Annotated in this window: 14 protein-coding genes and 5 riboswitches; of the genes, 1 reads left to right on the top strand and 13 read right to left on the bottom strand. The window is 41.8% G+C overall.

The window, feature by feature from the left end; translation table 11 throughout:
- Positions 1-22: 22 nt before the first annotated feature.
- Both A7D23_RS14930 and A7D23_RS15915 read right to left on the bottom strand, forming a co-directional pair.
- A complete protein-coding gene (locus A7D23_RS14930; RefSeq protein ID WP_141690691.1) occupies positions 23-2410 on the bottom strand; it encodes a cell wall-binding repeat-containing protein in 2388 nt (795 codons plus the stop codon).
- A 136-nt stretch (positions 2411-2546) separates the two neighbouring features.
- Positions 2547-2636, bottom strand: a riboswitch (cyclic di-GMP riboswitch).
- A gap of 22 nt (positions 2637-2658) precedes the next feature.
- A complete protein-coding gene (locus A7D23_RS15915) occupies positions 2659-2808 on the bottom strand; it encodes a lasso RiPP family leader peptide-containing protein (RefSeq protein WP_176714441.1) in 150 nt (49 codons plus the stop codon).
- Between the two features lie 273 nt (positions 2809-3081).
- A riboswitch (cyclic di-GMP riboswitch) is annotated at positions 3082-3175 on the top strand.
- A gap of 85 nt (positions 3176-3260) precedes the next feature.
- A riboswitch (cyclic di-GMP riboswitch) is annotated at positions 3261-3347 on the top strand.
- 88 nt (positions 3348-3435) lie between these two features.
- Between A7D23_RS15915 and A7D23_RS15755 the strand changes: the two genes are divergently transcribed.
- Positions 3436-4200 carry a transglutaminase domain-containing protein gene (locus A7D23_RS15755; protein WP_176714440.1) on the top strand — a complete coding sequence of 255 codons (765 nt, stop codon included), beginning with the start codon at positions 3436-3438 and terminating at the stop codon, positions 4198-4200.
- A gap of 234 nt (positions 4201-4434) precedes the next feature.
- Here A7D23_RS15755 and A7D23_RS14925 read toward each other — a convergent pair whose 3' ends face one another.
- From A7D23_RS14925 to A7D23_RS14875, 11 genes are all read right to left on the bottom strand, one after another.
- Entirely contained in the window at positions 4435-6141 is a 1707-nt protein-coding gene (locus tag A7D23_RS14925; RefSeq protein WP_068884375.1) for an ABC transporter ATP-binding protein, read from the bottom strand.
- A 63-nt stretch (positions 6142-6204) separates the two neighbouring features.
- Entirely contained in the window at positions 6205-6663 is a 459-nt protein-coding gene (locus A7D23_RS14920) for a S24/S26 family peptidase (protein ID WP_068884369.1), read from the bottom strand.
- On the bottom strand, positions 6651-7553 hold the full coding sequence (locus tag A7D23_RS14915; RefSeq protein WP_242871544.1) for a hypothetical protein: 903 nt from the start codon (positions 7551-7553) through the stop codon (positions 6651-6653). The genes A7D23_RS14920 and A7D23_RS14915 overlap by 13 nt, the downstream gene beginning before the upstream one ends.
- A 305-nt stretch (positions 7554-7858) precedes the next feature.
- Positions 7859-8041 carry a hypothetical protein gene (locus tag A7D23_RS14910; RefSeq protein ID WP_068884362.1) on the bottom strand — a complete coding sequence of 61 codons (183 nt, stop codon included), beginning with the start codon at positions 8039-8041 and terminating at the stop codon, positions 7859-7861.
- A gap of 189 nt (positions 8042-8230) precedes the next feature.
- On the bottom strand, positions 8231-9367 hold the full coding sequence (locus A7D23_RS14905) for a radical SAM protein (protein ID WP_068884359.1): 1137 nt from the start codon (positions 9365-9367) through the stop codon (positions 8231-8233).
- A 54-nt stretch (positions 9368-9421) separates the two neighbouring features.
- The gene (locus A7D23_RS14900) at positions 9422-9685 is read right to left on the bottom strand and encodes a PqqD family protein (protein WP_019226450.1); all 264 of its coding nucleotides are present in this window, start codon (positions 9683-9685) and stop codon (positions 9422-9424) included.
- Between the two features lie 116 nt (positions 9686-9801).
- Positions 9802-10323: a VanZ family protein gene (locus A7D23_RS14895; protein ID WP_068884353.1), complete on the bottom strand. Its 522-nt coding sequence runs from the start codon at positions 10321-10323 to the stop codon at positions 9802-9804.
- A gap of 26 nt (positions 10324-10349) precedes the next feature.
- A complete protein-coding gene (locus A7D23_RS14890) occupies positions 10350-11222 on the bottom strand; it encodes a hypothetical protein (RefSeq protein ID WP_068884352.1) in 873 nt (290 codons plus the stop codon).
- 107 nt (positions 11223-11329) lie between these two features.
- A complete protein-coding gene (locus A7D23_RS14885) occupies positions 11330-11515 on the bottom strand; it encodes a hypothetical protein (RefSeq protein ID WP_068884349.1) in 186 nt (61 codons plus the stop codon).
- Positions 11516-11698: 183 nt separating this feature from the next.
- A riboswitch (cyclic di-GMP riboswitch) is annotated at positions 11699-11774 on the bottom strand.
- Positions 11775-11803: 29 nt separating this feature from the next.
- A riboswitch (cyclic di-GMP riboswitch) is annotated at positions 11804-11879 on the bottom strand.
- Between the two features lie 145 nt (positions 11880-12024).
- Complete coding sequence (locus A7D23_RS14880; protein ID WP_068884347.1) at positions 12025-12786, bottom strand: CpsD/CapB family tyrosine-protein kinase; 762 nt, start codon at positions 12784-12786, stop codon at positions 12025-12027.
- A gap of 11 nt (positions 12787-12797) precedes the next feature.
- Entirely contained in the window at positions 12798-13466 is a 669-nt protein-coding gene (locus A7D23_RS14875; RefSeq protein ID WP_068884342.1) for a Wzz/FepE/Etk N-terminal domain-containing protein, read from the bottom strand.
- Between the last annotated feature and the right edge of the window lie 6 nt (positions 13467-13472).

The raw sequence follows: 13472 nt of genomic DNA, 5'->3' as shown, positions 1-13472 counted from the left end.
CTGAAATAACTTACTTAAAAGTTTATTTTAATGTGTTCTGGATTTCATTGACCTGGGAAGTACTAACAGCTCCCTGACCGCCGACAATTGATATATCCTTGATACTTGCTTTATTCGTTGTCAAAAATGTTTTTGTTGCATCAGGCAATCCTTTATCTACCATTAACAGCGGGGATTGGGTATACGCAGCGAGGTTTCCTGCTACCAAAGCATCCGGGAAATTCAAACCTGTTACAATAAAGACCTTGTCATATTTAAAATTCAAACCATTGATAATCATCGTTGAGGTAGCATAACGATTTTCACCGCCATAACGTACGGCGCTCGGCAGCTGAGAAAGCACGCCTGCTGAAACCGCACCTTCACCGCCGATAACAATGGTTGATGTAACTTTTTGGTCAGTGATTACTTCGGATGTTTCTGCCGGAAGTGCTGAAGCTCGGGTGAAGAGAATCGGTATCCCGTTGGCAGCCGCGTACGGAGATACTGCCAGGGCATCCGAATAGTGTCCGTTTTCCCCATTGACGATAATAGCTTTGCCGGTCGAATTGCCAAGAGCTCCGGCGATTGCTGCAGCCGTAGCATAGCGGCTCTCTCCGCCATAACGTGTGACATTCGCCTGACCATAGGCCGCAACGAGGGAATCTTGAATATTTTGAGAAATAACACCTGTTCCGCCAGCAAGTACGATCTTTTTGGCTTTGAGTTTCTGTATCTCAGCAAGTGTAGAAGACGTGAGCGTTATCTTATCGGTAAGCAAGATCGGTGCATTCAGTTTCTTGGCTAAAGGAGTAACAGCCAAAGCATCCGGGAAGTCGTATCCATAAGCTAAGACGACAGTATCCGCTCCGTTAGGCCAACCCTGCTCAGCAATTGCAATAGCTGTTTCAAAGCGGTCTGCTCCAGCAATACGGGGAGCTGAAGCCGGAGTCGTATTTTGAACTACGCCGCCACCGCCACCACCGCCGCCGCCAGTGTAAGTGTAGGTCGCAAATAACGTAAAGTGCTTCGTCCAAATAACCAAATCAGCACCCACATCGATTTTGCCTTCGCCGCCAGCCGGAATCTCAGCATTCGCTATTGCTTGTGTATTTCCGGTAAGCACTCGGGTAATAGGCGTTAAAGCCCCGCCACCGTGGGAATATCCAACCTGTTGTCCAGCCTTTCCAGGGATCACAATCTTAACAGCCTGATCAAATGTTAAAAGTGTACTCCCAAAACCGATTTCAATAACACTGCTTACGGTATTGCCGGTTCCCGGATCTACCGTATTGTTTGCTTTCACCGTAGGGACATTAATCTCTTCAGTCCAACCCGCTGGGCCGGTTACCGTAGTCCCAGCCGGTATTTCTACTTCAACAGGCAACGTACTGATACTGGTATGTGCATTGATCGTGATTGCCGGCAAGATACCGCTTCTTACACCACCGGCCAAATTAACGGAACTACTAACGTCCAGTTTGTCATTGGTGTTCGACGCAGGAATATCCAGCGTTATTGCAGAAGTAACCGGCACAATATTTGGATTCTGTATCTGAGCATAATGAACCTTACCGGAGTTAACGTCAACCACCCAAAGCTTATCGTTAGAATCGACATCCGTTCCAATCGGTCTGACAAACCCGCTAGAGGTACTGATAAAAGCAATCGGCGTTGCATAGGCCTTAATGCACTTAATTACACTATTTTGTCTTTCGGCTACATAGATGTTATCGTACTTGTCAACTGATATCCCATAACACATATCCGATGTAACTTTTCCAATGTAAACTCCGTTTTTATCTAATTTCTGAACGCGGTTATTAAAAGTATCGCATACCCATATATTTTCAAATGAATCAACAGCAATATCATACGGTCTCATAAATTTACCATTGGCATCCCCTGCACTTCCGATTTCCACGAAAGAACTGCCACTCAAATCCGAAAACTTTAGGATGCGGTTATTGTAGGTATCGGCAACATAGACATTCGTCCCTTTTACAGTGACTCCCTGTGGCATATTATAGCCGCTGCCAAAAGTAGTCCACCCAGTGATCGCTCCATTATTGGGTTTAAACTTGATAATCCGGTTATTATACGTGTCTGCAACATAGAGGAAGCCTGAACCGTCAACGGCAATTCCACTGGGACAATTAAATTGATTATTGCCGCTCCCTGTCTGACCATATTCAAACAAGAAATTACCGGTATCGGCATCAAACTCAACGACACGGCCGTTGTAGAAATCTGTTACATACAGCTTTCCATTATAAACTACAGAAGCTGTAGGACCATTAAATGTTCCATAAGCACCGGTAAATGTTTTGTCATTAAAACTCAGCGCCGCAAATGCTGCCGGACCAGCTACAAGTGTAAATAGCATAGCAAAAACCAAACAAACCGGGATAAACGCTTTTCTTTTCTTCATTCTTTCACCATCTTCCAATCTTTTATTGACTCCCCTGTAAGCATACTGAGATATGCGTACTCCCAAGCCAAGAGAAAGTAATTTTCTATCTTTTAAGTATTTATGTAAGTCCAGAAAATAAAAAAACCGCCAACATTTTGGCAGCCGAACGGTCATTGTACAAATATTGCACTTTAGACTTCTGACTTTGCGTCCCAGCTTTTCAACTGGTTTGCCCTTTTCCGGTATTATTTCATAGTTTTATCAACTTAGCTGCCAAAAATTTCAGGATCATCTGGAGCTACTGAATAAGAGACAACGATATCTAAACCTGTCCACGTCCCTTTGGAACCTTTCGTTAACTCAGCCACATTACCTAGTACAATAAGCTTTGGAGCCGTATATGCTTTTTTATTCAATTTCCTTCCCCTCCCACAATAAACAAATTCACAATATTTGAATTTATGATTGCTTCGAAACATATATGCCCATTATATGCTTACAATATTTTCCTGTCAATCCATTTTCTTGTGTCACAAAGTATTAAATTTATAATATAAATCCCTAAAATTCTCTAATTCTATTACTACTTTTCGCTTCCTTCGACATCTCGAAATAAAAAATACGGACAACCTATTTACATTTCTTATTATCTATAATAAAATACAATTAATACCAATATTTTTACTGCTGCATGTAAAAAGCAAACTTGTCGAAAGGCAAGGACGCAAAGCCACGAGTCTAAGGCATATGTTCTATTTATGCTATGAAAGTCGGGTTGCCGGTAGTTCAGTATATGTGTAACATTACCTGACTATGCGTAATGTTTTTCTTTACTCCGGTTCATGTTTGTTGACAACTAAATAATGATCAGCGATAAAGGCAAACTTAGCGAAAGCTAAGGACGCAAAGCTATGGGTCTTCCAGTATGGATACTGATGACTGCCAAGCCACCGAACGGTTATTCAAAGCTTTTGTCGCTTTGCCTGAAAAAGGTTAAGCGGCATTTTTGTTTTCAACAAATGAATGAAATGGAGATGTTTTCGATGTCCAAAAAAATTGTTTCCCTGGTTGCCACCACTGCCCTCACATTATCCCTGCTGCTTTTGAACAGCCCGGCACCTGCCCTGGCGGATGGTGAAACAGTGACATGCATTGCGGACCTCCAGAAATATATCGCCGCAGATATGACCGACCGGGATGATTCTTTTTCCCTTCACTATACCGGTGACACAACCCCAGTCCTCGCAGACCTCAAAAACATCTTTTTGCAATCTGCCGGCAGTGATGATTACCTCAGCCTGTCGTGGAAAGAAATGGGTTATACATATTCCTATCATTCTGGCCAATTGGATATTAATTTCACCCTCAACTATCATACGACCAAAGAAGAAGAAAAATATGTAGACAGCACAGTGAAAAAGCTTGTTGCCAAGCTGATCACACCCAAGATGAACGACTTAAGCAAAGAAACTGCCATCCATCAATGGATCGTGCAAAACGTGAAATATGATTACAGCCTGAAACAAATAACCACCTATACTGCTTTGACGGATCACAGAACAACCTGCATGGGATATGCCATGCTGATGAAGAAAATGCTGCAGCAGGCAGGCCTGGAGTCGAAGATCATTACCGGTTATTATCCTGAAGGCTACCACGCCTGGAATATGATCAAAATCGATGCAAAATGGTACTATCTCGATGTAACTTCGGACTGGGCCATGGGGGAAACATCCCCGCAGAATAGGACTGAAGCCCAAATGACCGCGGCTAACTACACCTGGGACAGAGCTCAGTCAGCAAAATGAATCCTCTTAAAATAATATTAAGGATGTAACGATAGTAAAAATTTCGTTACGTCCTATTTTTGTTAGAAAAAGATTAAAGCTTAGACTAACCCCAGATCCGTCTTCGTAATGAGTAGCCAGTGTCAAGCGGAGCACGGATTGCGCAGCGCGGCTGTTTGCGCCATGGAGGGCGCAATCTGCCGAAAGCGGTTATCATTACGAAGACCAACCCGGGCAAAGCTAGTAACTTCAATGTTATTGATAATTATGAATCGTTCTACTAGGTTCAACGGATAATTTTCCGTTATCAATCTTCAAAATCCTGGAACACATCTTTAAAGCAGTCTGCCGGTGGGTAATAAGCAGACAGGTACACCTACTGCTAAAATCTTTGATGGCCTTTAGGACTTCTAACTCTGTCTCCATATCCAGCGCGGAGGTTGCCTCGTCCAGAATCATAACAGGCGCCTTTTTTAAGAAAGCACGTGCAATGGCAATACGTTGGGCTTGTCCTTCCGAAAGCCCATGGCCATCCTCCCCGATAACAGTATTCATTCCATTCGGCAGCTCCTGAATAAAGTCCCAGGCACAGGCAGCCAGGAGGGCTTTTTCCATCTCATCAGGAGTCGCACCCAGCTTCCCGCTGCGCAAATTCGCGGCGATTGTCCCGCTGAATAACGTATTCCCCTGCGGTACATAGGTGATCCATTCCCTCGTCGCAGCCGTAACCTCGTACCGTTTTCCTGTATTATCTGTAAAGTATACTTCCCCTTCGGAGGGTCTCAACAACGCCAGCACAAGCCTGATCAGCGTCGTCTTGCCAACACCGGAAGGGCCAACCAAAGCGACGAGCTCTCCCGGGGCAATTTCCAGCGTAATCTTATCCAAGACAGGTGTTTCCTTTTCTTCCGTGTAAAAAAAGCTCATTTGTTGGAAGCTTATTCCCACATCCTTCAATTTTGGAACCTGTCCTTCTCTCTTCTCCAAGGCCATTTTTTCCAGTTCCCTTAACCTTTCAGTGGAAGCCAACATCGCAATAATCTGCGGGAATGTCCTCGCCAAACCGACAAAAGGTGTCTGGACCTGCTGCACTAATGTTAGAAATGCCGTTAAGGTCCCGAAAGAAATGGCTTTCTGAGAAAGCCGAAAAATCCCCCAGCCAAACGCAACCAAGTATCCTGTCCAAAAACCGGCAGAGATGATCATATTCGCGGATAAAGTCACCCTGTTCTTCTTCAGAATCCATTCCATCCGGTTCTGATGCAACCCTTGCAGAACATCGCTGTGATGCTTCTCCAAACGGAACGCCTTGATAATAATAAAATTTTGGATTGCTTCCTGAATATTGGAACGGTACAGGCTCTCCGACTCCTGTACTTTGATATTTAGTGTTTTAAGCTTGCGGCCAAAGACACGGCTCAAGAGCACGGTGGAAGGACCCAGAATAAAGGCAATGACGGCGAGCCTCGGGTCATAATATAACAGGGTCATTAAGGAAGCGACCATCTGCACGCCCAAAGCAAATATACCCGGGATAACACCCACAATAGAATTGGTGATATTCCCCACGTCACTGGTCAAACGTGTGATAAGGTCACCGCTGTGATAGCTGGAAAGCGGCAGCCATTCCGTTTCTAACAGCCTCTTGAAAAAACGCTGCCTCATCGCATTGGAAAATGCTTCGCTGACGCGGATTGAAAGAAGAGAATTCCCGATCGATAACAAAAGATTAAGAATGATAGCTCCTGCAAAGGCAATACCAACGAATCCAGCCCGAGCGAGTTCTCCGGCCACCGCATAATCAATCATATGCTTGGATAAAATAGCGATCGCTACCCCGAAAAGCCCTCCGGTGCAACTGATGAGTAAAATACAAATAAGCATCGGTATAAAGGGCATGATATCCGGTTTTATCCAACGAATAAAGTGAATGCCTTTAATGAATTCATCTTTGATGATCATCTGGTCTAGCTCCCGATTCTGTACTGTCTGTTACCATTGTGCCGTAGATCTCCGTAATTTTGTCTAAAATATTTTTCTCAGTTTTCTGTAAACCCGCAGAATGAAATACCTGCAAGGCCGCAGCGTTAACCAAATGTTTACCAATAGCTTTAGCCACCATTTTGAACACGGAATATGGTGATCTTTACGCCAAATCGCGCTGACTACAGCAATCAGCTGCTCGGGATAGAGCGGCCCTTCAATCCATTGCTGGGCATCACCGACCATATAAAAACAGTCCGCTTTTTTTCGACAGACCCGGTGCATTACGTAGTAGCCATTCGTCCTTCGGATCAGAACAGTATCCCCTCTTTTGAGATTTTCAAAAGTCCCGACGGAAAATTCCACGCTGTCAATGCCATCCCGCAAAAAAGGATACATGCTGTCACCTGAAACAGAAAGCCTGACACTCTGACCTTTTTCGAGAAGATCTGAAACCAAAGGGAACAGATTTGCAGCTTTAACTCTTTTTACTCCAGACATCGGTAAACCAACTCCACAGCTTCCCGATCAGGACGACATTGCAGCAGATACACCGGGACACTACGAATGATTTTTTCATAAATACTGAGTGCCTTATTCATCATGTTTTGGTCAAAATAAGGAAGAAAAACTCTGGGCATTAAACGGTTAATTGCTTGCTGATTATTTAATCTGAATATCTGATTTTCCTTGGCCTGTTCCAACATGACGATTGCAGATAAAGGAGCGGAGTCATTACTATGAAGAAATTCAGAACCGCTCCAAGGCGTACCAAAAACATATGGCCGATCCTCAATGATTCTGACAGCCGGTGTATCATCATTCAGGATTTTGACATCATGAATATAATCTTGCCAAAGCTTCACATGCGTAGACTTCCCGGTTCCCGAAGGTGCCGAAAACATAATACCTTTGCCATTCCATTTCAAAGTTGAGGCATGAATCACTAAACCGTCATACTCCAATAGACAATACCTGAAAACCATCCCCAGCATATTATGAACGGATGGCCATATTTGAGCGTGACTGTTTTTCCTGAAGTTTTCCTCATCGCCGCTGTAATCATACCAGGTAACAATAGCATTACGCCAATCCTCCGAGATATCCATCAGCGTCATTATCTTACCGATGCCATACTCCTGTAGGTAAACATAATGCCCTCCCTGGCCGGAAGTTTTCTTCATCCACTTAAAACAGGTCGAACTATCAGAGATCAGCTCTCCTTGAGGAAATTCAATCTGTTTCATCGTCTGGAGAAGATAGTTGATATCAGCTTCCACTTGATTGGTTATTATAAAATCCCGCATGTAATGATACGGCTCGTAACCATTATTCGTTAGTTTTATGTCCATACCGGCAACCTGGAAGAAAGATAAAGACAAAAAAAACACTCCTTGAAAACCAATTCAATATTCATCTGCTGTAGATAAAGCAATAAATAATGAGAAAGCATATCCTGAAACAGATATGCCATCGTCCTGAAATAATATGTTAATTACATTATAATTTTATTTGTCAAAAATAAAAGATATCACATTATGACACGTTTAATGTATCCCAATAAGCGGGACATTCTCCTGGCTCCAAATAAACCCTTACACAAGAACCGCTTGCATACTTCTCTTGTGCAGTCAGCTTAACATAGTCTATTTTAGGTTTTATATACACTTTCATTGCTTCGCCTTCCTTTCAAATGTTAGTAAGGATCATTATAGTTTATTGGAAATACATAAGAATGACCTGCAGCATCTGTACCAGTAACCGTTGTACAATCTACCGGACAAGTTCCAAAAAGCGTACAGCCGGAACTAGCAACTGCAAATCTTTCTTCAGATAATAATGCAACGTACTCAAACTGTGGTTTAATGTACTTTTTCATCTTTCCACCTCCTGGAAAAAATCTATTTATTCTTTAAGATCGTATTTTTCAAAATAAATATAACCCACCAGATATATCTTAGCTGATATTTCCAACATTTGCAATATATCTCTACAAATTATTCAGCTATATTTTGCTTACTTTATATTTCATTTGTATTTCAATTAACATCCTTTTCTATCACATTTGTCAATGTCTGTCTTTTTTATGCGTACAAGCTTTTTTATATTCCATGCGGCTTCGAGCTAATGCACAAAGATAAGGCGCAGGCTTATCATAACGACCAGTTTCCTGGTATAATCTTGCTGGGCAATGTTCACATAAGGCTTGATATTGACATTGCCGGCATTCCTTGCAAGCAGGAATGATATTGCATTTTTGCTTTAATTCTTCCCAAGCCGCCGAAAAACCGATCTTCAAGGGATAGGATTCCGGATTATCCAGGAGTCCGCACGGAAGCAGTCTTCCGTCCCAGGTTACCCAGCCTGCACATGAGCCAGCCGTGCAAGGAAAAGCTGATCCGGGCTCCTCTTTATGTTGATCAGCAATTTGGCTGAAAAAGGCATCTTCGTCCATCGTGTCGATCGTTCTCGTCTTACTGGCATCGTTATCCGGACGAACTTGGCGCTGACGCTGTGCGATATGCATTTCGTAACGGAACAGTTCGGCCGGTGAAAGACGGTTTCCTAAAGGATCACTATTGTCTGCTTCCCTGCTCGGTGAAATGTAGTTCACAATTCCCAGAGGCAATTCTCTTCGCAGTGCAAGATCAAATATACCGTCAAATTCGTCCTCGTTCTCCTTGATAACGGTTGTTCTAATACTCGTATTGATGCCTCTGGTAAGCAAGCTGTCAACTGCCCGTATTGTTTTGTCAAATCCTTCTGCAAAGCCCGTTACCCTTTGATAAGCTTCCGGTGAAGCACCATAAATTGTAATGCTTACTTTGGACGGCGGCATCCCGGCAAGCCAGTCGGCAATCTGAGGCGTAATCAACGTACCATTGGTGAGAATCTGGAGAATAAAACCTAATTTCATAAACTTTTCATAAAGGATCTTAAAATCCTCACGCAGGAAGACTTCTCCGCCAGTTAAAGCCAGTAACAAAAGCCCCGCATCCCTGGCTTCCTCGGCCAGACGAATCCACTCGGCGGTACTCAGTTCTTTACTTCTAGCTATCTTATCATTGGCAGAACGACGGACATAACACATTTTACACTGAAGATTACACCTGGCTGTCAGTTCAAAAGAAGCAGAAAAAAACTCTTTTTTCTCCATCGCGCCAGCAATCAATTGCGAATGCAATTCACTCCACCCTAGCGTCATATCTGTTTCTCCTCATCACGATTGTCATCTTAATATTCCAGAAAACGCTAAGCCTTATTGAATTAAGGATTTTTCTTTTAATACATTGACGAACTCACGAACATCCGCCTCAGCTGTCTCACGATCAATATCATATTCTTTGATAATGGCCTCAGTCAATTCTTCTTCAGCGACTTCATTCTCTAATACTTTCCACAGCAAGGCTCCGCTCTCACTCAGCGTCATGATACCGTTAAATTCTACGACCCTTTCACCTAAAGGAACGACTACCCATTGCCCTGCAACTTCACGCAGCATGAAGCCATCTTTAATTTTCAAGCTTATTCACTCCTCTATGCTATGATTATAAATTCTACCATAAAAAAGCAAGGAAAAACATTAGTTTTAATATAAATTTAAAAAGATTCTTGTTTTTATATTATTATTGGTAATAATCATTTTATTTCTTCCAATTCCTTGATTCTTCCTTTCAGCTTTCTAATATAATTAAGCACCAGAAAAAACACCGTAATAAGAATAACACCTGTTAATACCCCGGCTGTGTCAATATAAATGTCCAATAGCCTGGGCGTCCGCTCGGGTGCAAATCTTTGATGATATTCATCGATAAAACCAAACAGAGGGGAAATAATCACTGAGACTGCCGCTGCAGGTAAAGCCCTTTTGAAAGCTACATTCAGCATGATGCACATCACAGAGCCGATGACTGTATATTCCATAAAATGAGCGGCCTTCCGCAGCAGCTGATTAAAGGTGACTTTCCAGAAAGTATCTAACCGGTTCAGATCAAAGTATTTATCCAGCCGGTCAATCATCTGGTCTGCGATTCTCATACTCAGCTGATTGGACTGTGTTCCAGTTTGACTGCTTAGTTTCCACGAGACGACGACAAGAAGTACAAGTAAAATAAATAAACCAATGGTCCATATTACTCGTTTCCAGATACTGCTTTTCATTTGTTACCTCAATCATTTTTTCAAATCTATATGAAATATTGATTCGCCAGACATTGGTGCAGCAGCTTTACTGCCCCCATGTCCGGACGGCATTTAAGATGGTATACAGAAATACCGGAGAGCATCTCTCCCAGGGTGTTTAAACACATGCCCATGATCTCCTGATCATAGTACGGTAAAAAACATCTGGGCATGATCTTGGATACCGCTTGCGCTGCAGATAAATTGATAATCTCATTTTTCGAAGCCTGCTCCAATAAAACAATTGCTTTCAGAGGAGCCGACGCATTATAATATAGCGTTTTTGATCCGCTCCATGGGGTACCGTAAATAGTGGGATTTTGATCTATTAGTCTTATTGCAGGTCTGTCATCATTTAAGACCCGGGCCTGCATATGCTCTGCCCAAAGCTTCGCCTGGGTAGACTTTCCAGTCCCTGAAGGGGCTGTAAACACAATTCCCTGCCCTTCCCAGGATATCGCCGAGGCGTGAATGACGATTCCTTGTTTGAAAAGCAAACGGTTTCGGAATATGATCTCCAATAAGAAACCGGCTACAATCGCTTCAACGATCTCTTCATTTTCTACATAGGTAATCTCTGCGCTGCTCCAGTCTTCATTGGCATCTGCCCTGCAAATCACTTCGCCAGTGGTTTCATTAGGCAGATAAACCGATGTATTATAATATGCTCCGGGAATACACACCCATTTGGCCTGATCATCAATAAGCAGCTTCCCTTCAGGAATAGAAACGTGAACGCTTGGTGTCGTCATGATTTCCAGATCAATTATCTCAGAAGGATGATCCATCGCAAAAGCATCAAGTGTACGGAAACCATCTAAGCGGCTTGAAATAACCTTTATCGTCAACCCGGCAATCTGATAGTATAAACAATTCATAAATGATCATCTCTTTCACTGAAAAATGAACCTGCCTTATATTGACAGGTTCAAGTAAATTATACCATATTTGTGGGCGATCTTCTAATGCATTTTTGAAGAATTACTTAATGTTTGCCATTGCCATTGCCATTACCATTACCATTACCGTTACCGTTGCCCCAACCATTGTGATTGCCATTGTTTCCCGGATTAGATCCTGGTATCGACACTGGCGTAGACGCAATGCAGGCCAAGCTTTCCTCTGTTCTTAATTCAATACATTCAAGACTAGGTTTAACGTATGTTTTCATTTTTCTTCTCCACCTTTCGAAAATAAATATTGCTGATTTCACACTTATTTAGTCAAGCTATATATTTGTATATATTTTTATTTTATCATTATTTTAAATAAGTAACAATTATCATTCTATTATAATTTTATATTGGTCCTTTCTAAGAAATGATATCCCTTGTAAAAAATAAAAAAACTTAATTTTGGTAGCTGGCTGCCATTTTACAGGCCCTTTAGCTTTGCGTCCTTGCTTTTCAACAAGTTTGCCATTATCAGTAATAAGTTTTAGAAAACAAAAAAACCTAGTTTTGGTAGCTGGCTGCCATCTTACAGGCCCTATAGCTTTGCGTCCCTGCTTTTCAGCAGGTTTGCTATTGTCAGTTATAAGTTTTATAAGGGTTCTTTATTTATTGTAGTTAAATATTAGCATTTATTTAGAAGAGAGTCAAGAAAAATATTTCCATATTCCAACATATTTCCCCGATTTCCCTTTTCATCGTATTGAAAATAATATTGCGTAAAGAAATACTAAAAATTTTTAGGAATTCCCTGATCAGATGGCGGTAATAAAAAGTTTTTCAAATACCCTAAAAGAGACCTTTTCGTCTTTCTTGCCTTCGTGAAATAATCATAGGATCCATAGTATTTCTTATAATCGCGTCTCTTCATTTTGTTCAACACGACACCCGTTAGGTTAGCGCCGAGACTCGCCAACTGTTCCTTCGCACGCTTTAAACTCTTCATTGAGGTGGTTCCAGCCTCCACTACCAATAATGCGGCATCAACATGTGATGCTATGATCGAACCATCAGCAACGCTTTCCAAAGCAGGCGTGTCGAAAAGCACATAATCATAATTGCTTTGTACCTTTTCCAATAACTGCTTAAAGCGTACTGAACACAATAGCTCGACCGGGTTGTTGGGATTCATCCCACAAGAAAGATATGTCAGATTGGTGATATTCGTTTCACATATTCCTTCATTGAGTTCTATTTTTCCGGACAGGTACTCCGATAAACCCAATTGGGATTCCTGATTGAGCCTCTTCTCGTTGGTTGGTTTTCTCATATCGGCATCAACAAGAAGCACTTTCCAACCGGAGTGAGCGATAGATATTGCCAGACTGATTGCCAGCGATGTTTTTCCTTCCTTCGGATTACAGCTCGCCAGCGCAAAAGTCTTTAACTTTTTCTCATTGTTGTTAATATGGATTTTTGCTGTCAGCATATCATAAGCATCGTGGACAGCTTTATTGCTATTATTATATACATTGAAGGTTTTTAGTTGCATTCTCATTCCCCCTAGCTAATATCGTGTTCAGGAATAATACCAATGACACGTAATTTTAAATTCTCTTCTATTATTTCCGATGAACGGATCGTTGTATCAAAATATTCAAGCAAATAAATGATTCCTAAAGCAATGACTATTCCTCCAAAAACAAAAAGCAGAGTCTTCAAAAGTCCATTATTATTATCCGGAATCGCGGGAACCTGTGCTTCATCAATAATTCCGATAAAATCACTCTTCGTAATATCCTTTATCAGCAATATAAATTCATTTGACATTGCATTTGCTGCCGCGGCTGCAAGATTAGGGTCAGGAGATACTGCCGTGACCACCAGGATGTTCGAATTCTTCTCACTGGAAATACTCACCATAGAAGCCAGCATTTTATCAGAAATATGATACATATTAAGTTCCTCTGCTGCTGCAGTTGAAACAGCTCTGCTGTAGAAAATTCCAGAATACTGTGTTATTAGCGATTGGCTTACATATAAGTCTGATGAGCTTAACGTCTGTCCCTCAACGCGATCTTTATTTAAAACGTACATCGTCGTATTAGCGCTGTATATAGTTTGTGCCGAATATATATTAATAAAATAACCAATAATACCGAGAAATACTGTCAGTATAACAATAAGCCACCATCTGCGCAGAACTGAATTGATAATTCGCCAAATATCCACTGTATC

Source organism: Dehalobacter sp. TeCB1 (assembly GCF_001707455.1).
Taxonomy (GTDB): domain Bacteria; phylum Bacillota; class Desulfitobacteriia; order Desulfitobacteriales; family Syntrophobotulaceae; genus Dehalobacter; species Dehalobacter restrictus.
Note: the sequence above shows the minus strand (reverse complement) of the source record. Positions and strands in the feature narration are given on the sequence as shown.

Excerpts from the sequence above, each read along its gene's own strand:
- A7D23_RS14930 (WP_141690691.1), bottom strand. The coding sequence starts at position 2,410 with ATGAAGAAAAGAAAAGCGTTTATCCCGGTTTGTTTGGTTTTTGCTATG.
- A7D23_RS15755 (WP_176714440.1), top strand. The coding sequence starts at position 3,436 with ATGTCCAAAAAAATTGTTTCCCTGGTTGCCACCACTGCCCTCACATTA.
- A7D23_RS14925 (WP_068884375.1), bottom strand. The coding sequence starts at position 6,141 with ATGATCATCAAAGATGAATTCATTAAAGGCATTCACTTTATTCGTTGG.
- A7D23_RS14920 (WP_068884369.1), bottom strand. The coding sequence starts at position 6,663 with ATGTCTGGAGTAAAAAGAGTTAAAGCTGCAAATCTGTTCCCTTTGGTT.
- A7D23_RS14910 (WP_068884362.1), bottom strand. The coding sequence starts at position 8,041 with ATGAAAAAGTACATTAAACCACAGTTTGAGTACGTTGCATTATTATCT.
- A7D23_RS14905 (WP_068884359.1), bottom strand. The coding sequence starts at position 9,367 with ATGACGCTAGGGTGGAGTGAATTGCATTCGCAATTGATTGCTGGCGCG.
- A7D23_RS14895 (WP_068884353.1), bottom strand. The coding sequence starts at position 10,323 with ATGAAAAGCAGTATCTGGAAACGAGTAATATGGACCATTGGTTTATTT.
- A7D23_RS14890 (WP_068884352.1), bottom strand. The coding sequence starts at position 11,222 with ATGAATTGTTTATACTATCAGATTGCCGGGTTGACGATAAAGGTTATT.
- A7D23_RS14885 (WP_068884349.1), bottom strand. The coding sequence starts at position 11,515 with ATGAAAACATACGTTAAACCTAGTCTTGAATGTATTGAATTAAGAACA.
- A7D23_RS14880 (WP_068884347.1), bottom strand. The coding sequence starts at position 12,786 with ATGCAACTAAAAACCTTCAATGTATATAATAATAGCAATAAAGCTGTC.